The 20,763-nt window shown below is 67.6% G+C and carries 18 protein-coding genes and 1 other RNA gene; 11 read left to right on the plus strand and 8 right to left on the minus strand.

Going from position 1 to position 20,763, the window contains the following annotated elements; genetic code table 11:
* Window positions 1-167: 167 nt before the first annotated feature.
* From AC3IPM_RS03230 to AC3IPM_RS03255, 6 genes are all read right to left on the minus strand, one after another.
* Window positions 168-584: a hypothetical protein gene (locus AC3IPM_RS03230; protein ID WP_489302508.1), complete on the minus strand. Its 417-nt coding sequence runs from the start codon at window positions 582-584 to the stop codon at window positions 168-170.
* Window positions 585-866: 282 nt separating this feature from the next.
* Complete coding sequence (locus tag AC3IPM_RS03235) at window positions 867-3,278, minus strand: autotransporter family protein (RefSeq protein WP_489302509.1); 2,412 nt, start codon at window positions 3,276-3,278, stop codon at window positions 867-869.
* A gap of 275 nt (window positions 3,279-3,553) precedes the next feature.
* Window positions 3,554-4,939 (minus strand): FAD-binding oxidoreductase, encoded by a 1,386-nt coding sequence (locus AC3IPM_RS03240; protein ID WP_489302510.1) that lies wholly within the window; start codon window positions 4,937-4,939, stop codon window positions 3,554-3,556.
* Entirely contained in the window at window positions 4,939-5,478 is a 540-nt protein-coding gene (locus tag AC3IPM_RS03245) for a metal-dependent hydrolase (protein WP_489302511.1), read from the minus strand. The genes AC3IPM_RS03240 and AC3IPM_RS03245 overlap by 1 nt, the downstream gene beginning before the upstream one ends.
* A complete protein-coding gene (locus AC3IPM_RS03250) occupies window positions 5,478-5,846 on the minus strand; it encodes a YraN family protein (RefSeq protein ID WP_489302512.1) in 369 nt (122 codons plus the stop codon). The genes AC3IPM_RS03245 and AC3IPM_RS03250 overlap by 1 nt, the downstream gene beginning before the upstream one ends.
* 2 nt (window positions 5,847-5,848) lie before the next feature.
* A complete protein-coding gene (locus tag AC3IPM_RS03255) occupies window positions 5,849-7,570 on the minus strand; it encodes a penicillin-binding protein activator (RefSeq protein ID WP_489302513.1) in 1,722 nt (573 codons plus the stop codon).
* A gap of 80 nt (window positions 7,571-7,650) precedes the next feature.
* Here AC3IPM_RS03255 and rsmI point away from each other — a divergent pair, with 80 nt between their 5' ends.
* The gene (rsmI, locus tag AC3IPM_RS03260) at window positions 7,651-8,472 is read left to right on the plus strand and encodes a 16S rRNA (cytidine(1402)-2'-O)-methyltransferase (protein ID WP_489302514.1); all 822 of its coding nucleotides are present in this window, start codon (window positions 7,651-7,653) and stop codon (window positions 8,470-8,472) included.
* 106 nt (window positions 8,473-8,578) lie between these two features.
* An RNA gene (rnpB, locus tag AC3IPM_RS03265) (RNase P RNA component class A) lies at window positions 8,579-8,929 on the plus strand.
* Between the two features lie 182 nt (window positions 8,930-9,111).
* On the opposite strand, the gene AC3IPM_RS03270 is transcribed toward rnpB, so the two are convergent.
* Both AC3IPM_RS03270 and AC3IPM_RS03275 read right to left on the minus strand, forming a co-directional pair.
* The gene (locus AC3IPM_RS03270) at window positions 9,112-9,615 is read right to left on the minus strand and encodes a DM13 domain-containing protein (RefSeq protein ID WP_489302515.1); all 504 of its coding nucleotides are present in this window, start codon (window positions 9,613-9,615) and stop codon (window positions 9,112-9,114) included.
* 132 nt (window positions 9,616-9,747) lie between these two features.
* Entirely contained in the window at window positions 9,748-10,515 is a 768-nt protein-coding gene (locus AC3IPM_RS03275; protein ID WP_489302517.1) for an NRDE family protein, read from the minus strand.
* A 324-nt stretch (window positions 10,516-10,839) separates the two neighbouring features.
* On the opposite strand from AC3IPM_RS03275, the gene AC3IPM_RS03280 reads away from it, so the two are divergent.
* Genes AC3IPM_RS03280 through murG form a run of 9 tightly spaced genes read left to right on the plus strand, consistent with a single transcriptional unit; the run spans window position 10,840 to window position 20,742 of the window.
* Entirely contained in the window at window positions 10,840-11,286 is a 447-nt protein-coding gene (locus tag AC3IPM_RS03280) for a division/cell wall cluster transcriptional repressor MraZ (protein WP_489302518.1), read from the plus strand.
* 14 nt (window positions 11,287-11,300) lie between these two features.
* Window positions 11,301-12,266 (plus strand): 16S rRNA (cytosine(1402)-N(4))-methyltransferase RsmH, encoded by a 966-nt coding sequence (gene rsmH, locus AC3IPM_RS03285; protein WP_489302519.1) that lies wholly within the window; start codon window positions 11,301-11,303, stop codon window positions 12,264-12,266.
* Window positions 12,266-12,529, plus strand: a complete 264-nt coding sequence (gene ftsL, locus AC3IPM_RS03290; RefSeq protein ID WP_489302520.1) for a cell division protein FtsL — start codon at window positions 12,266-12,268, stop codon at window positions 12,527-12,529. The genes rsmH and ftsL overlap by 1 nt, the downstream gene beginning before the upstream one ends.
* Window positions 12,526-14,373 carry a peptidoglycan D,D-transpeptidase FtsI family protein gene (locus AC3IPM_RS03295; protein WP_489302521.1) on the plus strand — a complete coding sequence of 616 codons (1,848 nt, stop codon included), beginning with the start codon at window positions 12,526-12,528 and terminating at the stop codon, window positions 14,371-14,373. The genes ftsL and AC3IPM_RS03295 overlap by 4 nt, the downstream gene beginning before the upstream one ends.
* Window positions 14,370-15,857, plus strand: coding sequence for a UDP-N-acetylmuramoyl-L-alanyl-D-glutamate--2,6-diaminopimelate ligase (locus AC3IPM_RS03300; RefSeq protein ID WP_489302522.1), 1,488 nt, complete (start codon window positions 14,370-14,372; stop codon window positions 15,855-15,857). Before AC3IPM_RS03295 ends, AC3IPM_RS03300 begins: the two co-directional genes overlap by 4 nt.
* Window positions 15,854-17,248: a UDP-N-acetylmuramoyl-tripeptide--D-alanyl-D-alanine ligase gene (locus tag AC3IPM_RS03305; protein ID WP_489302523.1), complete on the plus strand. Its 1,395-nt coding sequence runs from the start codon at window positions 15,854-15,856 to the stop codon at window positions 17,246-17,248. Before AC3IPM_RS03300 ends, AC3IPM_RS03305 begins: the two co-directional genes overlap by 4 nt.
* Window positions 17,238-18,323: a phospho-N-acetylmuramoyl-pentapeptide-transferase gene (gene mraY, locus AC3IPM_RS03310; protein ID WP_489302524.1), complete on the plus strand. Its 1,086-nt coding sequence runs from the start codon at window positions 17,238-17,240 to the stop codon at window positions 18,321-18,323. Before AC3IPM_RS03305 ends, mraY begins: the two co-directional genes overlap by 11 nt.
* Window positions 18,323-19,654 (plus strand): putative lipid II flippase FtsW, encoded by a 1,332-nt coding sequence (ftsW, locus tag AC3IPM_RS03315; protein WP_489302525.1) that lies wholly within the window; start codon window positions 18,323-18,325, stop codon window positions 19,652-19,654. The genes mraY and ftsW overlap by 1 nt, the downstream gene beginning before the upstream one ends.
* Window positions 19,651-20,742 (plus strand): undecaprenyldiphospho-muramoylpentapeptide beta-N-acetylglucosaminyltransferase, encoded by a 1,092-nt coding sequence (murG, locus tag AC3IPM_RS03320; protein WP_489302527.1) that lies wholly within the window; start codon window positions 19,651-19,653, stop codon window positions 20,740-20,742. The genes ftsW and murG overlap by 4 nt, the downstream gene beginning before the upstream one ends.
* The last annotated feature ends 21 nt before the right edge of the window (window positions 20,743-20,763 follow it).

The raw sequence follows: 20,763 nt of genomic DNA on the forward strand, positions 1-20,763 counted from the left end.
CACGCCGAGTCCGCTGTTGTAGGGGCGTAGAGAAGAGGGGGCATCTTCAACCTGGATGAGAGTGGAGTCGATCCGTGCGTAAGAACTGCGTGCACCTGTCCCGCTTGGAGAGGTCAACAGATCCACACCCACTGCCTTGCCTTCGGTCGGTTTCAATCCTGCTGTGGTCACGATGATCGAGCTGCCCGTGAGCTGCCCGTGAGCTGCACCGAGGTGGTACCACCATTCAGCGCAATCCCGCCTCCACGGAAATGGCTGTTTGTTGCATTCAATGAGGCTGCTTCGTCGAGTGATACTGCGTTCTGGGCGCTGCTCCCAACCCGGGTAATCAGAGCGCCATCCAGTACGACAGTTGAGGTGTCGGTGGCGCTGATTTCATTGGCTTCGGCGCCGGTTACACGCAGCTGTGAGCCATTGATGAGCTTCCATGCTTCGACCGGATCTCCGGCGACAACGTCCGCTGTCTGGTTGTCCAGGTCGCCCGCAAAGGCCGCGCCGACTGGCATGGCGGCCAAGGCCAGTAGCAGGCCGCGCGCGAGCGGGCGCAGCGAAGGAGTGATGCAGGTGCGAGTGCGATGGTTCATGGTCTTGTCCCTGGCTATGGAAATGGCTGGGCACCCGCGTATTGCTGATCGCAACCTGCATTGGCGTAGATCGCGTATAGGCTAAGGTCGCGTGATGCCATTGTGATGACGGCGAAAAGGTGCGGGTGTCCTGTTCGGCTCCCAGTCTCGCGCTGTCGCCTTTGCCATCCCATGCAACAAGTTGCAAACAACGGCGCGCTCAATCGCAAGCAAGTGATTGATTCAGGAAAGCGATACGCTCAAGCAGCATGCCGACCGTTGGTCGGCACGCTCTCCGCCCCATCACCACCGATACGACATTCCCAGGTTCGCGGTCGCCTCGCGATACCCATGGTCGCCACGCATCACGCCCAGCCCACCCCAGCCACTCAGCCCCGAGCGGAACTCCACCCGGCCACCGGCATTCACTTCATAGCGGTTGCGCGGCACATCCGCACGCAGGGTTTCGTCATCGAAACTCATCCCATTGCTGGCCGCATCGCGGTACCAGTTCACCGCCAGATACGGGCTCACCGATGCACCTGAGGTAGCGCGTGATTCCCCCTGCAGGCGCAGGCCCACACGGCCGGACAATCCATCATCCCCCAGGCTGCGCACGATGGTGCCATTGCTTTCGGTGTGCACATCGGTGCTGGCATCGGTGTACACCAGCTGCAGCTCCGGCTGCAGGCTCAGCGCGGTGTTGCCGACCTGGCCCAGCGCGATGCGATAGCCCGCTTCCAGCGAGGACTGCCAGATGTCCGAGTCATAGCGCTCTTCGCCCAGACCCTCGCCCTGCACGCGGTTGCGGAACTGGCCGCGCTGCACGCTGGCATCCACATACAGCGCGTCATTGTTCCAGTTGCCGTACGCGCCAATCGCACCACCTTCCAGCTTGCCGCGCGCACTGTAGCCGGTGATCACCGAGCGCGACTGCGCCTGGGACTGCGCGGCGGTAGCCATCAGACCAACCCGGCCGCGGCCTTCATCAAACACACCGACATCGGCGCCCAACTGCAGGCGCGAGCGCTGCACGCGCAGGTCGAGCTGGTCATCCACCGCGCCCAGCTTGCTCTGGGTGGAGTCCACCCGTGCCCAGCCACGCATGCCGTCGGCCGCAGCGGTGTCGCCGCCCTGGCGGTCGCGCCACTGGTGGCGCAGCAGCTGGTTCAGCGCGAACTGGTTGGCCAGGTAGGCGCCGGTCTCCGGGCGCAGGATCGGCAGCGGCGGGTCGATCGGCGGATCTACCGGCGGGTCGATCGTGCCGCACTCGGGCAGCGTCGGGTCGATCACGCACGGGTCAGGCGCGGTGGCCAGTTCCGAGCGCAGGTACCAGTTGCCGTTGGCGTCCTTGACCAGAAAGTACTCGTACTGCCCACCCACGGCGCGGCCGATCAGATCGAACTGCGCGTTGGACGCACCGCCGATGTCGATCAGCTCGATACCGCGGTTGGTCTTGGCACCGGCACCGCCGGCATTGAAAACACGCACGTTGGCCTGGCCGTTGGCATCGCCGGCGATGACCAGCTTGTCGGTGGCCGAAGTGTCATCGCCAAGCTGGGTATTGAAGGCCAGCGTGCCGCCGTTGCCGACGAACTCATCCACGCTCAGCGTGTTGAAGCTGCTGCCATTGCCCAGCGCCACGGTGCCGGTGGCATCAAGCTGCAGGCGGCCGACGTTGCTGTCGCCGGTCATCACCCAGGTGCTGTCGGTTCCCACGACGGCCCGGGTGACGTCGATGAACTGGCCGAACAGCTGGCTGCGGTTCTGCAGTAGCACGCTCAGACTGCCATTGGTGACGGTGGTCGGGTCGAAGGTGACGTTGCCCTGTTGCTGGGCATTGTCCACGGTGAAGTTGACATCGGTGCGGGCGTTACTGGCAAAGTTGATGTTCTTCACCAGCAACAGATTGCCATCGCCCGCGAACAGCTGCGACCCATTGGCCACGGTGATGTCGTAGGTGTTGTCGAACAGGGGCATCACCTGGATTGCTGCGCCACGACCCGTCTGGATGGCGGAATCGTCAATGCGCAGGCGAATGGGCGCGATGGCATCGCGTTCCCCCCACAGCAGCACGCCAATGTTGGCCGCATCGATGTTCGAACCGTTGATGATGTCGGCCTGCCCGAATTGCATGCGCACGCCAATACCGCTGGCGGAATCGGGTGAACCGGCGATGTCATCCACACCAATGAACGTGGAATCCAGTGTGGCAATTGGTGAATAGGGGCCTGTGATCGTGGCCGGCATGACCAGGTCGACACCGACGGACTTGCGCGCATCCGGGTGCATTCTCGCGGTGTCGACGATGATGCTGCTGCCCACAAGATGGGCGGTGGAGCGGGTGCCGGAGAGCGCGATGCCGCCGCCCAGAAACCGGGTTGCGGCTGCCTGCAGCGAGGCCGAGCCAGTCAGCACCACCGCATTGTGGCCAGCGGTCACGTTCGGATCCAGCGTCACGCTGCCACCGTTCATGACGATTGTAGAGGTGTCGCCGGCGGTGATCTGATGGGTCTGGGCATTGTTCACGGTCAGTCGCGAACCGTTGATCAGGCTCCAGGTTTCCGCCGGGTCAAATCGTGTCACCACCGCAGTCTGATTGTCCAGGTCACCTGCCATGGCGGCGCTCATCGGCAGCGCGGTCAGCACAATCAAAAGGCTGCGCGCGAGGGGGCGCAGCGCCTGGAGCATGCAGGTGCGAGTGCGATGGTTCATGGTCTTGTCCCTGGCTATGGAAATGGCTGGACACCCGCGTACTACGGATCGCAACCTGCATTCACGACCATCGCGTATAGGCTGAGGCCGCGTGATGCTCTAGTGATGGTTGCGCAAAGGTGCGGGTGCTCAGATCAGCCGCCAGTCTCCCGCTGTCGCCTTTGCCATCCCATGCAACAAATTGCAAACGCAGTCATCCTCAATCGTTTGCGCGAGGACGATTCATGAAGGTGATGTAGTGGGGGCGGCGCTCCATCACCGGCCACGCCACGACCTCAGCCCGGCGGCAGCACCTTGCCCGGGTTGAGAATCCCTTCTGGATCCAGCGCTCCCTTGATCGCGCGCATCGCGGCCAGCGTGGCCGGGGTGAACGCCTGCACCATGAAATCGCGTTTGGCCAGGCCGATACCGTGCTCGCCGGACAGCGTGCCGCCCAGCGCCAACGTCAGCTCGAAGATCTTCGGCAACGCGGCCTGCGCGCGTGCGCTCTCGTCGGCATCATCGGGGTGGTAGAGGATGTTGACGTGCAGGTTGCCGTTGCCGGCATGGCCGAAGGTGACGATGGTGAGCGTGTAGTCGCGGGCCAGGGCCTGCACCCCGGCGACCAGTTCGGGAATGCGCGAGACCGGCACCACTACGTCTTCGTTGATCTTGCCCGGGGCGATGCTGCGCAGTGCCGGTGACAACGCCTTGCGTGCGGCCCACAGTTTCTCGCGCGCGGCGCCTTCCATCGCCACGTCGAGGGCGAGCATGCCGTCGCCTTCGGCGGCATTGGCCAGTGCCTGCAGCAGGTAGGGCAGGGTGTCGTGGTCGCCGTCGGCTTCGACCAGCAGCATCGCGCCGGCCGCAGGCACGTCGGCGCCGTTGCGACGCAGCAGCTCCAGGCTGCGTGCGTCCATGAATTCCAGACGTGTGGGTACTACTGGCTGGGCCATCAACCGCGACACCGCCGCAGCGGCGGCATCGGCACCTTCATACAGCACGCGCAGGCCGGCCTGCGCGACCGGCAACGGGGTCAGCTTCAAGGTGGCTTCCACAATCAGCGCCAGCGTGCCTTCGCTGCCCACCAGCAGGTGGGTCAGGTCGTAGCCGGTGGCGTCCTTGGTGTAGGCGCCGCCGCATTGGATCAGTTCGCCGGCGCCGGTCACCGCGACCAGGCCGAGCACGTTGTCGCGGCTGGTGCCGTACTTCACCGCGCGCGGGCCGCCGGCATTGCAGGCGAGGTTGCCGCCGATGCTGCAGATGTCCGCACTGGACGGGTCCGGCGCCCAGAACAGGCCGTGCGCTGCCAGCGCGTGCTGAAGGTCGCCGTTGAGCACGCCCGGTTCGACCACCGCGCAGCGGTTACCCGGCTGGATCTCCAGGATGCGGTTCATGCGCGCGAACGAGAGCACGATGCTGCCGGCCAGCGGCACCGCCGCGCCGGTGGTGCCGGTACCGGCGCCGCGGGCGACCACCGCGATGCGGTGTGCGCGGCACGCCCGCACCACGGCCACCACCTGCTCGCGATCACGCGGGAAGGCGACGCCGAGGGGAAGCTGGTGCCGCCAGGAGTTGTCTTGCGCATGCGCGGCCAGCGCGCTGTCATCGGTGCGCCACCCGTCCTCGCCGAGCAAGGCGGCGACGGTGGCGACAAAGGCAGCAGGCAGTGCGGTGGTCATCAGGGTGTCCGGGGTTCGACAGGCGCGGGTTGGATCAGCTTCCAGCCGATCACGGCGGCGGTTAGTGGCAGCCACACCCAACGCAATTCAGACAAGACGGTGGCCAGCCCGCGCGCGCTGAAGAACTGGCCGGCGAAGGGCGATACGCGGATCGGCCGCCACGGCGCGAACAAACGCTCGCCGCTCCACGGCCACCACAGTGCAACCCCCAGGCCGCCAGAGGTGAGCGCATCCAGCAGCGGATGTGACAGCGCGCTGATGCCGACGAACGCGGCCGCCTGCAACGCGCCTGCGCGGAGCCGGCGGTGCAGCAGCGCGGCCAGCGCCGCGAGCGCGCTGGCGAACAGCAGCGAGTGACTGGCGCCGCGATGGCCGAAGCTGTCGGCATAGGGAATGTGCAACGCGAATGCCAGCACATCGGCATCGGGCAGCATCGCCGCGACCACACCGGCGGCCAGCAACGGCGTGGAAATACGGCCACGGTCGGCCGCACACCACAGCGCCAGCGGAATCGCGGCGTGGGTGAAAATGCTGGGCATCAGCAATCCTCCAGGCGGAAGGCATCGCGCAGCCAGTTCAACTGCGGCGGCTCGCCCCAGGCATCGACCACATCGAAGCGGCACGGCTGGTTGGCCAGTGCCGGGTGCGACTGCAGGAACAACTGCGCGGCCAGCACCAGCTTGCGTCGCTTGCGCAGGTCCACCGAGGCCGCGCCGCCGCCGAAAGCGCCCGTGGCGCGGTAGCGCACTTCCACGAACACCACGATGTCGCCATCGCGCATCACCAGGTCCAGTTCACCGCCGCGATAGCGTGCGTTGCTGGCCACCGGACGCAGCCCGGCCTGGCGCAGGTGCTCGAGCGCGGCGGCTTCCACCGCCGTGCCGCGCTGGGCCCGCGCGGTGGGCACGGTCAGTTGCTGGTGGCGATCGGCATCGGCCGGCCGCCGCTGAAGGTCGACCAGGCCGGCACGCGCAGCACGTTGCCGTTGCTGTCCAGGAACAAGGTGCCGGTGGCGCCGGCCAGGCCGCCTTCGGTGGCGACCTTGTCCAGGTACGCGCTGATCTTCCACGCGTCGAAACCGAATGCGAACAGGCGCCCGGACGCACCGCGCGCGGACGGCAGGATCTGCCCGGCGGTGGTGGCCGAGGGCAGGCCGGGGACGCCGCGCACGTTCCAGGCCTCGTTCGGATACACGATGCCGTCCAGTGCCATGTCTTCTTCCGCCTTGCCGGCACCCACGGTGAGCTGCGAGGTGCCCACGCGGGTGGCACCGCCGGCACCGGCCAGGGCCAGCTGCGGGGCCAGCGCACGCGCCTGCGGGGCCTTCACTGCCAGCAGCACGCCATCGACGCTGCCGGCAGCGCGGATCTGCGCGCCGATGTCGCCGACGGTCTCGCCGACGCCGATCGTGGCCAGCACCTGGCCGCCACGCTGGGCGAAGCGCTCGCGGAAGGCGGCGGCGGCGCGGCGACCGTTTTCATCGTTGCTGTGCACGACCAGCACCTTGCTGCGCTCGCGGCTGCGCAGGTATTCGGCGGCGATGATGCCGTCGTCTTCCGGGGCCAGCGAGAACCCGGCGCTGCCGGCCGGCGGGCTGCTCTTGCCACGGTTCAACGCCAGCACCGGCACCGGCAGCTGCGCGCGGCCGAACACCGCATCCACTTCATCGCGGCCGAGCGGGCCGACGATGAAATCCACGCCCGCACCCACGGCCTTGTCGTAGGCGGCCACCGCACCGGCGGCGGTGCCGGCGGTGTCGATGAACTGGATGTCCGGGCGGCGACGGGTTTCGCCGTAGTAGCCGGAGAGCAGACCATCGCGGACCGGCTGCGCGGCGGTGGCCAGGCGGCCGCTGAGCGGCAGCAGCACGGCCATCTTCACCGGCGGGCGGTAGCCATCGCTCATCGCGGCGGGGCGCTTGCTGGTATCGAACTGCGACGCACCTTCGCGATCGAACGGACGCGGCAGCGGCAGGCCGCGGGCGATCAGCGCGCGGCCGGCGAAGTTGTACAGCGGCTCGTTGGCCGGCAGTGCGGCAGCGCGCGCGCGCAGGGTGGCATCGTCCAGCGTGCCCAGCAGGCCGGCGATGGCCTGCTGGTTGTCGGTGCGCGCCTTGCCGGTCAGCGCGGCGTGGGCACGGGCGCGCTCGGTGGCCGCCCCGATGTTGTCGCCACTGGCCTGCAGTGCATTGGCGCGGGCCAGCTGCCAGCGCGTGCGCAGCTGCGGGATCACCGTGTCGGAGGATTCCTTCAGAGACGCCAGGGCCTGCGCGGGCTGCTTGTCGGCCAGCGCCAGTTCGGCAGTGGTCAGGTGGAAGCGCTGCAGGCTGGCACCGCTGAGCTGGCGCGCGGTGATCTGGCTGAGCAGGCTGCGTGCGCGGGCGGTGTCGCCGGCTTCGTGCCAGGCAAAGGCCGCATCGGCCAGCGCACTGCTGCGGGCATTGCCGCGCAGGGTGTTGGCGAGGGCTTCCAGCTGGACCGCGGCATCACGTGGTTTGCCCTGCTCGATCAGCGCCAGCGCCTGGCTCTGGGCCGGCGATTCGGGGGCGCTGGTGAGGCTGGTCGTGGCGCAGCCGGCAAGCAGCAGCAGCGACAACGAGAGGGCAGAGATCCGTGCGACGGGCTTGTTCATGATCAGGTCCATGCGATGGGGGCAGCGGCCGTGGCCGGGGAACGGTACGATTCTACCCTTGACCCATGAGTGCCGTTGCGATGAGTGCTGTGCCCACGTTGTATGTCGTTGCCACCCCGATCGGCAATCTGGCCGACCTGACGCCGCGCGCGCAGGAGGTGCTGCGGTCGGTGGCGGCGATCTGCGCCGAGGACACCCGTCGCACCGGGCAGCTGCTGGCCCATTTCGGCATCCAGCAGCCGCTGGTGGCGCTGCACGACCACAATGAAGAGGCCTTGGCGCAGCGTATCGTCGCCCGCCTGCAGGCCGGCGAGTCGCTGGCACTGGTCAGTGATGCGGGCACGCCGCTGGTCAGTGACCCCGGCTATCGCCTGGTACGCGCCGCACGCGAGGCCGGCATCCGGGTCAGCCCGATACCGGGCGCCTGCGCGGCGATCGCGGCATTGAGCGTCGCCGGTCTGCCCAGCGACCGCTTCACCTTTGAAGGCTTCCTGCCGGCCAAGGGCTCCGGGCGTCGCGAGCGCCTGCAGGGGCTGGCCGGGGAAACCCGGACGCTGGTGTTCTATGAGTCCTCGCACCGCATCGCCGAATCGCTGGCCGACATGGTGGCCGCGTTCGGGGCCGAGCGCCCGGCGGTGCTGGCGCGCGAACTGACCAAGCTGTTCGAGACCGTGCTCGATGGCGACCTTGCGTCGCTGCTGCGCCAGGTGGAGGCTGACGACAACCAGCGCAAGGGCGAGTTCGTGGTGATGGTGCAGGGCGCGGCCGACGATGAACAAGCGCAGCTGGCCGCCGGCCGCCGCATGTACGCCAAGCTCAGCGAGCATCTGCCGCCGTCCACTGCGGCCAAGCTGGCGGCAGAATTGACCGGCGCCCCGAGAAAAGCCCTGTACGGCAGTTGAGGGGCGCCCCCAATGGGGGCCTGCGCAATCGCAACGGTAGAGCCACCCCATGGGTGGCCGCACGGCATGCCGGTTGGCCTGTGATTTGTGGGACAATGCGCGCGGCGGAGTCGGCCAGACAGTCGCGTCATCCCTTGCGGATGCCGAGGAAAGTCCGGGCTCCATAGGGCAAGGTGCCAGGTAACGCCTGGGCGGCGCGAGCCGACGGAAAGTGCAACAGAAAGATACCGCCTACGTTCCCTTCGGGGAGCCGGTAAGGGTGAAATGGTGCGGTAAGAGCGCACCGCGAGTCTGGCAACAGACCGGCACGGCAAACCCCACCTGGAGCAAGACCAAATAGGGACCTAATGGCGTGGCCCGCGTCGGGTCCGGGTAGGTTGCTTGAGCGCTGCGGTGACGTAGCGCCTAGAGGAATGACTGTCCACGACAAAACCCGGCTTATCGGCCGGCTCCGCCGCTTTTTTCGCGATGACGCGAAAAAAGCCCCAGGGTTTGCGCAGCAAACCTTGGGCCCCAGGCCATCAGCGCCCAATTCCCCGCGGCTGTCGCCGCGCCCCCTTTACTAAAGGGGGCTGTGCCACCCGATGGCATCGCGTGCCCTTCCGGTGGCGCCATGCCATGCATGGCTGCCCTTCCCGCTCATTCGTCAGCAAAGCTGCCTTCCAGGCCGCTGCGGTATTGCGCGGCGGAGATGAACTGGCCGAAGGCCTCGCACCAGATCACCACGGTGGTGTAGTCGTCGATGTCGAGGTTGTCGGGGACCTCGAGCAGGAAGCGGTCGAACGAGGTGATGTCGCCGATCAGGCGGGCGTCGTCCTTGATGCGCAGGAAGTCGGCGCGGGTGTCGACGAATTCGCGGGCCAGGTACAGCTTGTAGTCGGGGCCGGGGCCGATCTTGCCGCGGAACGCGATGCGGTCGTGGCTGACGCTCACTTTGCCTTCGGCCCAGTGCACCGCGTCGCTGCCTTTGAGGTCGCGCAGGAATCGGCTTTCGTAGGTGGCGCTGTCCATCGCGGCGGTGACGCTGGCGTTGGACGGGCCGTCGGGGGCGGTCAGGATCGGCAGCAGGTAAATGCCCAGGCCGAAGCCCAGGGCCAGGGTGAACAGGTGGGTGGTCAGCAGCAGCAACAGGCGTTTGGTCATCTCAGGTCCGGTAAGCGCGGGCGCACAGGGCGTCGTTGGTACCAGACAAGAGGGCGCTGACGGGGGAATCGATGCGCTTGCGCGCTGCAACGCTTCATTTCCGGAACCGCGTTCACGCGGCAACCGGGGTACTCATCCCGTTGGGCCGACCAATACGGCGGTCTCGCCGATGCACTGGCCGTCGGCGTCGAAGCACCGCTCGCGGATGAAGCCGTGGCCTTCCGCGTCCAGTGCGATCAGGGTGCTGGCGCGGGTGCCGTAGTCGGGGCTGCGGATGAACGCCGAAGACAGCCAGCGCTCGCGCTCCAGGCCGATGCCGGTGTCGGGCAGGGTGGCATCGCTGGCCCGGGTTTCGTCGGCCAGAGCCTGCCAGAGCGGGTCGAGGTCGTCGCTGTCGCGGTCGATCCAGGCACGCAGCGCGGCGTTCAACATCACGGTTTTGGGCCAGGGCGCGTCGAGTGGGCCGTTGGACATGCCGTGGATGCCCGAGGCCAGCGCCTGCCGATGCTGGGGGTGGTTGCCGAGGAACTGGCAGCTGTCGCGGTCGGCCAGCAACAGATTGAACGGGGCGAAGGCGGGGGCGTCCACGGCCAGGGTGTCGGCGAAGGCCGCCGCCGGGGTGCGGTCGCGCAGGAAATCGGCCACCAGTGCGCCGCGTGAGGGCCCGGTCTGGCGGGCCTGCGGGTCACGCACGTTGGTCACCACCGCCATCCGGCCGTCCGGGCCGAGCCCGGCCCAGGTGCCGCCCGAGCGCAGGTCGCGGCCGGCGATCAGCCCCGCATCCGGGGCCGCCCAGGCCGCCAGGGGCGCGGTGGGGCGCTGGTGGAACTCGTCACGGTTGCCGGCCATCAGCAACTGCCAGCGGGGGTGGGTTTTCCAGGCGAGGGTCAGCAGGCACATGGGCGGCATTGTGCCGGGTTTGCGCAAGGCGGGGTCAATGGCGACGGGGCCTGGGATGAATGCGCGTCAATGTTTCACGCCCTCTGCACAGGCCTGAACTTCTGCCCAATCTCAAAAATTGAGACGAAACAGCAACTTGTGGATAAGCCTTGAACAAGTCTCTAAACATTGCTGCAAGCCGTTGATGTGCAAAGTGATTTCCCGTCCGCAAAGTTGTTGACAACCTAATCGGCACTGCTAAGGTGGGCAACAGAGGCAAAACCGGGTTTTTTGTGGTTTTTCGTGGTTCAATGTTTCACCGGGCGAAGGAAAGGTGCACGCGTCGTGTTTCAGGGCGAGACGGCCATCACGGTTGACGATAAAGGACGCATGGCGGTTCCCACCGCGCATCGCGACCTCGTTGCGCGTGTGAGCAACAACCGCCTGGTCCTGACCTACAACCCGTTCGAGTCCGGCTGCCTGTGGCTGTATGCCGAGGCGGAGTGGGAGCGGGTCCGCGACGACGTCATGTCCAAGCCCAACACACAGCGCGTCGTGCGTCTGCTGCAACAGAAGCTGGTCGGTTCGGCCGCGCATCTGGAGCTGGACGCCAACGGCCGCATCAGTATTCCCGCCAGCCACCGTGGTGCCGTTGGCATTGAAAAGAAGGCGGTTCTGCTCGGCATGGGCGACAAATTTGAATTGTGGAGCGAGCAGGCACATCGCGCGTTGATCCAGCAGACGTTGTCTGACGGGGATCTCGGCGATGGGTTGCTCGACCTGAAGTTGTGAGCCGGGGTGCCCGGATGCGCGGAGCAGCGCAGACCGGTCACCTTCCGGTGTCGCAGTCGCCGGCAGGGCATCTGCCGGTGCTGTACACGCAGGTCCTGGATGGCCTGAAGGTGATCGAAAACGGAACGTATCTCGATGGCACGTTTGGTCGTGGCGGTCACGCCCGCGGCGTGCTCGAGCAACTCGGTCCTGGAGGCCGGCTGCTGGTCATGGACAAGGATCCCGAAGCGATTGCGGTAGCCGAGCGCGATTTCGCGCCGGACCCGCGCGTGTCGATCTTCCGGGGTAGCTTCGCCGACCTGCTGCATTGGGATGCCACCGCCGATGGCCTGGACGGGGTGCTGTTCGATCTGGGCGTGTCCTCGCCACAGCTGGATGTCGCCGAGCGCGGTTTCAGCTTCGGCAAGGACGGCCCGCTGGACATGCGCATGGACCCGGACAGCGGTGAAAGCGCGGCGCAGTGGCTCAACCGTGTTGAAGAGCGCGACCTGATGGACGTGCTGTGGACCTACGGCGAAGAGCGCCAGGGCCGCCGCATCGCCAAGGCCATCGTGGCCCGTCGCGACAAGCAGCCCTTCACCCGCACCGCCGAACTGGCCGAGCTGATCGCCTCGGTGATGCCGCGTGGCAAGGACAAGATCCACCCGGCCACGCGCAGCTTCCAGGCCATCCGCATCCACATCAACCGCGAACTGGCTGACCTTGAGGCGGGCCTGGACGCGGCGATGGCGCGGCTCAAGCCCGGTGGCCGGCTGGCGGTGATCAGCTTCCATTCGCTGGAAGACCGCATCGTCAAGCAGTTCATGAACCGCCACGCCAAGGCCCCGCCGAGCAATCGCCGGCTGCCCGAGCTGGCCGCCTTCGTGCCGCTGCTGGACCTGCATGGCGGCGCGATCAAGGCCGAGAACGACGAGCTGGCGGTCAATCCGCGCTCGCGCAGCGCGGTGTTGCGCGTGGCTGAAAAACGCGAGGTGGCCTGATGAGCCGTCTGCTGTTGATCGTGCTGCTGGCCTGCACCATCGCCTCGGCGATCGGTGTGGTGTTCATGCGCCACCGTCACCGGCAGACCTTCATCGAGCTGTCCAAGGTCGAACGCGCGCGCGATGAGATCAATATCGAATTCGGTCGTCTGCAGCTGGAACAGGCCACGTTGGCCGAAGCCACCCGGGTCGACCGTGTCGCCCGTGAAAAGCTCGGCATGAAGTTCCCCGAGGCCGCCGACGTGGTGGTGATCCGGCCATGAGCAAATCCGGTCGCAACCGCGCGCGCAACAGCTTCAACCTCCGCCAGCGTCTGAAATGGGTGGGGCTGGCGCTTGGGCTGTGCTCGGTGTCGCTGGTGGGCCGCGCGGCGTACGTGCAGATCATCAACAGCGATTTCTATCAGCGCCAGGGCGAGGCCCGCTACCTGCGCGAACTGCCGATCAACACCTCGCGCGGCATGATCACCGACCGCAACGGCGAGCCGGTGGCGGTGTCCACCCCGGTCGCCTCGATCTGGGTCAACCCGCAGGAACTGCTGCGCGCGCCGGACCGCATCCCGGAGCTGGCCACCGCGCTGGGCATGCCGCTGGACGAGCTGAGCACCAAGCTGTCGCAGAAGGCCGACAAGGAATTCATGTACCTGCGCCGCCGGATCAATCCGGACGAGGCAGAGAAGGTGGTGGCGCTGAAGATTCCGGGCGTGGCCTCGCAGCGCGAGTTCCGCCGCTTCTACCCGCAGGGTGAGGCGATGGCGCACGTGCTGGGCTTCACCAATATCGACGACCGCGGCCAGGAAGGGCTGGAGCTGGCCTTCGACGAATGGCTGCGCGGCAAGGCCGGCGCCAAGCGGGTGATCCGCAACCGCAAGGGCGACACGGTCGAAAGCGATCTGCTGCGTGCCGCCGAGCCGGGCAAGGACCTCACCCTCAGCATCGACCGCCGCATCCAGTTCCTGGCGTTCAAGGAGCTGCGCAACGCGCTGATCGCCAACAAGGCGGCCGGCGGCTCGATGGTGATCATGGACGTGGCCACCGGCGAGATCCTGGCCATGGTCAACCTGCCCACCTACAACCCCAATGCGGTCGGCGCCGCCGCCCCGGACACCCGTCGCAACCGCGCGGTGACGGATCTGGTCGAGCCCGGCTCGACCATGAAGCCGTTGACCATCGCCTCGGCGCTGCAGTCCGGCGTGGTGACCAAAGACACCATCATCGACACCAACCCGGGCTATATGGCCGTGGGTCGCTTCACCATCAAGGACGTGCCGCGCAACAACGGCGTGCTCAACGTCACCGGCGTGATCACCCGCAGCTCGAACATCGGCGCGGCCAAGATCGCGGCCAAGATGCCGGACCAGACCTTCTACGATTCGGTCCATAACTTCGGCTACGGCGTGTCGCCGCACAGCGGTTTCCCCGGTGAATCGGCCGGCGTGCTGCCGCGCCCGGCGCGCTGGAGCGGTTCGTCCAAGACCACCATGTCTTACGGCTACGGCCTGTCGGTGACCCCGTTGCAGATCGCCACGGCGTACGCGGCGCTGGGCAACGGCGGCAAGCTGATCGCGCCGACCTTCGTCAAGGGCCAGCGCAGCGAAAGCCGCCAGGTCGTCGACGAAAACATCGCCAAACAAGTGGTGGCGATGATGGAAACCGTGGTCACCCAGGGCGGCGCCAAGCAGGCGGCAGTGCTGGGCTACCACGTGGCCGGCAAGACCGGTACCGCACGCAAGGCCGGCCCGGGCGGCTACGAGCGCGGGCATTACAACGCGCTGTTTGCCGGCGTGGTGCCGGCGACCAACCCGCGCTTCGCCACGGTGATCGTGATCAACGACCCGCAGGGCGGCAAGTACTACGGCGGCCTGGTGTCCGCGCCGGTGTTCCACAACGTGATGGAAGGCGCGCTGCGCCTGATGGACGTGCCGCCGGATGATATCGAGTCGTGGCTGGCCGCCCAGCAGTCCGGAAAGATGGGGCACTCGGCCTCGGTCCTGCCGACGCCGCCGCCGGAAACGGTGATCGCCCCCGACGCCGCCGCCGAATTCGATGCCGCGCTGCCCAGCGCGCACGCCCCGGTGCCCCCCGCGCAGGGAGGCACGCAGCAATGAGCCAGATGATGTTGCTTTCGCAGTTGCTTCCCGACGTGGTGCTGAGCCACGACCCCTCCATCACCGGCCTGGTGCTGGACAGCCGCGCGGTGCGCCCGGGTTCGGCCTTCGTGGCGATCGCCGGTTTCGGCGCGCACGGGCTGGGCTTTGTCGCGCAGGCGCGCGCCGCCGGTGCCGCCGCCATCCTGTTCGAACCGCCGGCTCCGGCCGAGCTGCCGGCCCCGGCCGATGCGATCGCGGTGCCGGGCCTGCGCACGCGCATGGGCGCGATGGCCGACCAGTTCCACGGCCGCCCGTCGCGTGCGATGACGATGGTCGGGGTGACCGGCACCAACGGCAAAACCTCCACCGTGCAGCTGCTGGCCCAGGCCTGGCACCTGCTCGGCACCCGCAGTGGCAGTATCGGCACGTTGGGTGTGGGTCTTTACGGCAATGTGGTGCCGACCGGCTTCACCACCCCGCTGGTGCTGCAGATGCATGACGTGCTCGCGCAGCTGCGCGACGCGGGTGCGCAGGCGGTGGCGATGGAAGTCAGCTCGCATGCGCTGGACCAGGGCCGCGTGGACGCGGTGCACTATGACGTGGCGGTGTTCACCAACCTCACCCGCGATCACCTCGACTACCACGGCGACATGGCCCAGTACGGCGCGGCCAAGGCCAAGCTGTTCCACCGTGAGGGCCTGAAGGCCGCGGTGGTCAACCTGGACGACAGTTTCGGCAGTGAACTGCTGCGTACCGTGGATGCCGGCGTTCGCCAGATCGGGCTCAGCTCGCGCGGCGCCCAGCAGGCCGCGCTGCGTGCCGATTCGCTCAAGCTCGATGGGCGCGGCATTGCCTTCGACCTGGTCGTCGGCGGTGCGCGCCATCCGGTGCAGTCGCCGCTGCTGGGCCGTTTCAATGTCGACAACCTGCTCGCGGTGGCCGGTGCGCTGTACGCGCTGGACCACGCGCCGGCGGCGATCGCCACGCTGCTGTCGCAGTTGCAGCCGATTGCCGGGCGCATGAACCGCCTGGGCGGCGAGGGTGGCCAGCCGACCGTGGTGGTCGACTACGCACACACCCCCGACGCGCTGGAACAGGCGCTGGCCAGCCTGCGCGACCACCTCGCCGGGCGCCTGGTCTGCGTGTTCGGCTGCGGCGGCGAGCGCGACACCGGCAAGCGCCCGCAGATGGCGGCCATTGCCGAGAAATACGCCGACGTGGTGATCGTCACCGACGACAACCCGCGCGGTGAAGACGGTGATGTGATCGTGGCCGACATCCTGGCCGGTTTCGCCGCACCCGATGCCGTGACCGTGCAGCGCGACCGCGCCGCCGCCATCGCTGCCGCCATCGGCCAGGCCGGTGCGGGTGACATCGTGTTGATCGCCGGCAAGGGCCATGAGCCCTACCAGGAGATCCACGGCGTCCAGCATGCGTTCGATGACACCCAGGTGGCCGGCCAGGTGCTCGGTGTGCGCGTGAATGCGGAGGACGCATCATGAAGCGCACCCCGCTGTCGCTGATCGCGCACTGGGCCGGTGGCGAGATCCATGGCGAAGACACCGCCATCGATGCCATCAGCAACGACACCCGTTCGCTCGCCCCGGGCAGCCTGTACGTGGCCCTGCGTGGCGAACGCTTCGACGGGCATGACTTCGCCGCCGATGCCGTCGCGCGCGGTGCTTCGGCGCTGCTGGTCGAACGCCTGCTCGATGTGGCCCTGCCGCAGATCGTGGTCGGCAACAGCGAACATGCGCTGGGCCGCATTGCCCATGGCATGCAGCGCGACCGCAACACCGCGGTGTTCGCCATCACCGGCAGCAACGGCAAGACCAGCGTCAAGAGCCTGCTGCTGGCCATCCTGCAGCAGGTGGCGCGCGCGGACAACGCGGTCGTCTACGCCAACCCGGGCAACCGCAACAATGAAATCGGCCTGCCGCTGGCCGTGATCGATGCCCCGGAAGATGCCGACTTCGCCATCTACGAGATGGGCGCCGGCAAGCCGGGCGACATCGCCTACCTGACCGACATCGTGCGCCCGCAGTACGCGCTGGTGAACAACATCGCCCCGGCCCATCTGGAGCGGATGGGCAGCCTGCAGGGCGTGGCCACCACCAAGGGCGCGATCTACGCCGCGCTGCCGGCCGATGGCGTGGCGGTGATCAATGCCGATGACGCGTTCGGCATCTGGTTTGAACAGCACATCGTCGGCCAGCCGCCGCGCAGCCGCCTGCTGCGCTATGGCCTGGACCACAGCGCCGATGTCAGCGCCCAGGCCATCCGCCTCAGTGCGGCGGGCAGCCAGTTCGTGCTGACCACGCCGCAGGGCAGCGCCGAGATCACGCTGGGCCTGCCGGGCCGGCACAACATCAGCAATGCGCTGGCGGCCGCGTCGCTGGCGCTCGCCGCCGGCATCAGCCTGGGCCACATCGCTGCCGGGCTGGCCGTCGCCGAACCGGTACCGGGCCGCCAGGTCGCGCACCTGCTGCCCAATGGCGCGGTGCTGGTGGACGACAGTTACAACGCCAACCCCGGCTCGCTGGCCGCGGCGATCGACGCGCTGGCCGCGTCGCGTCAGGAAGGCTGGCTGGTGCTGGGCGACATGCGCGAACTCGGCCCGGACGGCGAAGCGCTGCATGCCCAGGCCGGGCGTCGCGCCCGTGATGCCGGGCTCAAGCGCCTGTACACGCTGGGCCCGCTCAGTGCCGCTGCCTCGGCCGCGTTCGGCGAGGGTGGGCAGCACTTCCAGAGCCACGACGCACTGGCGCAGGCCCTGGACGAACAACTGCATGCTGGCGTGCGCTGCCTGGTCAAAGGCTCGCGCGGCAGTGCCATGGAAAAAATTGTGAAAGCGCTGCTGGCGCGAGGAGAGGAAACCCCCAATGTTGCTTGAACTGGCCCGATGGTTGCAGCAGTTGGAGAGCCTGTTCGGGCTGTTCGGCTATTTGACGCTGCGCGGCATTCTCGCCGCGCTGACCGCGCTGTTCCTGTCGCTGTGGCTGGGCCCGGCGATGATCCGCAAGCTGGCCCAGTTCAAGGGTGGCCAGCCGATCCGTACCGATGGCCCGCAGACCCACTTCGCCAAGGCCGGCACGCCGACCATGGGCGGCTCGCTGATCCTGCTTACCATCACCTTGTCGGTGCTGCTGTGGGCCGACCTGCGCAACCGCTATGTGTGGGTGGTGCTGGCGGTGATGCTGTGCTTCGGCGCGATCGGCTGGTACGACGACTGGATCAAGATCGTGCGCCGCGACCCGAACGGCCTGAAGTCGCGCTGGAAGTACCTGCTGCAGTCGATCTTCGGGCTGGCCGCCGGTCTATTCCTGTTCTACACCGCCGACGTACCGGCGGCGTTGACTTTCTATATCCCGATGTTCAAGTCGATCGCGCTGCCGTTGGCCGGGATCAGCTTCGTGGCGATTGCCTACTTCTGGATTGTCGGCTTCTCCAACGCGGTCAACCTGACCGACGGCCTGGATGGCCTGGCGATCATGCCGACCGTGCTGGTCGCCTGCGCGCTGGGCGTGTTCGCCTACGCCTCGGGCAACGTGGTGTTCTCCAGCTATCTGCAGATTCCGCAGATTCCCGGCGCCGGTGAACTGGTGATCATCTGCGCGGCGATCGCCGGCGCGGGCCTCGGCTTCCTGTGGTTCAACACCTACCCGGCCATGGTGTTCATGGGCGACATCGGCGCGCTGGCGCTGGGCGCGGTGCTGGGCACGATCGCGGTCATCACCCGCCAGGAGCTGGTGCTGGTGATCATGGGCGGCGTGTTCGTCATCGAAACGCTGTCGGTGATGATCCAGGTCGCCTCGTTCAAGCTGACCGGCAAGCGCGTGTTCCGGATGGCACCGATCCATCACCACTTTGAACTGAAGGGCTGGCCGGAACCGCGCGTGATCGTGCGCTTCTGGATCATCTCGGTGGTGCTGGTGCTGATCGGCCTGGCCACGTTGAAGGTCCGCTGATGAACGACCTGTCGCGCCAGGCAACCCGCCTTGAAGCCATCGGAGGCCACTTCGACAAGTGGCTGCTGGGCGCGATCATCGCGCTCACCGGGCTGGGCGTGGTGATGGTCGCGTCGAGTTCGATCGCGTTGATGAGCAGTCCGTTCTATTACCTCAACCGCCACCTGATCTTCCTGGCGATCGGCATCGGCCTGGCCATCGTGGCCATGCGCACCGAGCTCAAGACCATCGAGCAGTACAACCAGATGCTGCTGCTGGGCTGCTTCGCGCTGCTGGTGGTGGTGTTCGTGCCGGGGCTGGGCAGCAGCGTCAACGGCGCCCGGCGCTGGATCAACCTGGGCGTGTCCAAGTTCCAGACCGTGGAAGCGGTCAAGGTGCTCTATATCGTGTGGCTGTCCAGCTACCTGGTGCGCTTCCGCGATGAGGTCAATGCCACCTGGCCGGCCATGCTCAAGCCGCTCGGCGTGGCCGGTGCGCTGGTGCTGCTGCTGTTGCTGCAGCCGGACTTCGGTTCGTCGACCCTGCTGCTGGCGATCACCGCCGGCATGCTGGTGCTGGGCGGGGTGAACCTGCCGCGGATGTCGATGCCGGTGCTGATCGGGCTGGTCGGCATGAGCGCGCTGGCGATCATCGAGCCCTACCGCATGCGCCGCATCACCTCCTTCATGGACCCGTGGGCCGACCAGCAGGGCGACGGCTACCAGCTGTCCAACGCGCTGATGGCGGTGGGCCGTGGCGAGTGGACCGGCGTGGGCCTGGGCAATTCGGTGCAGAAGCTGTACTACCTGCCCGAAGCGCATACCGACTTCATCTTCTCGGTCACCGCCGAAGAGCTGGGCTTCCTCGGTACCTGCCTGATCATCGCGCTGTATGCGCTGCTGGTGGGCCGCACGTTCTGGATCGGCATGCGCTGCGTGGAGATGAAGCGTCACTTCTCCGGCTACATCGCCTTCGGCATCGGCCTGTGGATCAGCATGCAGAGCTTCGTCTCGATCGGGGTCAACCTCGGCATCCTGCCGACCAAGGGCCTGACCCTGCCGCTGATTTCCTCCGGCGGTTCCAGCGTGCTGATGACCTGCGTGGCGATGGGCCTGCTGCTGCGGGTGTCTTACGAACTGGACCGCGCCGAGCGCCGCCAGGCCGTGCGCATGGGCGCACCGGACAGTGACGACGGCAGCGACAACGCCGCCGCGCCGGCCGGCGCGAGCGCGGTGGCCGCGGCGATGCAGGACAGCACTGCGCGCGAGACCGCGCCACCGCGTGACAGTTCGCCGCGCGGCACCAGCCGCATGCAGCAGCGGATTGAACCGACGCTGGGGAGGATGGGATGAGCACGAAGCCCCCCCCCTCCGCACGCCCGGTGATGATCATGGCCGGCGGTACCGGCGGCCACATCTTCCCCGGCCTGGCCGTGGCCAAGGTGCTGCGCGAACGCGGCGTTCCGGTCACCTGGCTGGGCGCCGACGGTGCGATGGAAACCCGCCTGGTGCCGCAGCACGCCATCCACATCGACACGCTGGCGATCAGCGGCCTGCGCGGCAAGGGCAAACTGGCCCTGCTCGGCGCGCCGTGGCGCCTGCTGCGTGCGGTGCGCGCGGCCGGCTATCTGATCCGCGACCGCCAACCGCGCGCGGTGATCGCCTTTGGCGGCTTCGCCTCCGGCCCCGGTGGCCTGGCTGCGCGCCTGCACGGCCTGCCGCTGCTGGTGCACGAACAGAACCGTGCGCCGGGCCTGACCAACCGCGTGCTGTCGCGGTTCGCCCGCCGCGTGCTGACCGGTTTCCCGGGCAGCTTCGCGCAGCGCGAAGAAGCCGTGGGCAACCCGGTGCGCGCCGAGATCGCCGCGATCACCCCGCCCGAGCTGCGCCTGGCCAACCGCCAGGGGCCGCTGCGGCTGCTGGTGCTCGGTGGCAGCCAGGGCGCACGCGCATTGAACAACGCGGTGCCGCAGGCACTGGCCGCGCTGGGCAGCAGCATCGCGGTCGAGGTGCGCCACCAGAGCGGCGAAAAACTGCATGACGAAGCGTTGAAGGCCTACCAGGATGCGGGCGTCAGCGCGCGCGTGGAGCCCTTCATCGCCGACATGGCCGAGGCGTTCGCCTGGGCCGACCTGGTGGTGTGCCGCGCCGGCGCCTCGACCCTGGCCGAGCTGTGCGCGGTCGGTGTCGGCAGCGTGCTGGTGCCGTTCGCCGCCGCCGTGGACGACCACCAGACCCGCAATGCGGAGTACCTGGTGGATCGTGGCGCGGCCGTGTTGCTGAAGCAGGATGAAACGCTGGCCACGCACCTGCAGGGTGTGTTGCGCGAATTGTCCGAAAATTCCGCCCGTCGCATGCAGATGGCAAATGCCGCGCGTGCCCTGGCCAAGGTCGATGCCGCTGAGCGCATCGCCGACATCATCCTCGAGGAATCCAAATGAACACCGCTACGCGACTGCCGC

The organism is Stenotrophomonas sp. GL_111 (genome assembly GCF_057835245.1).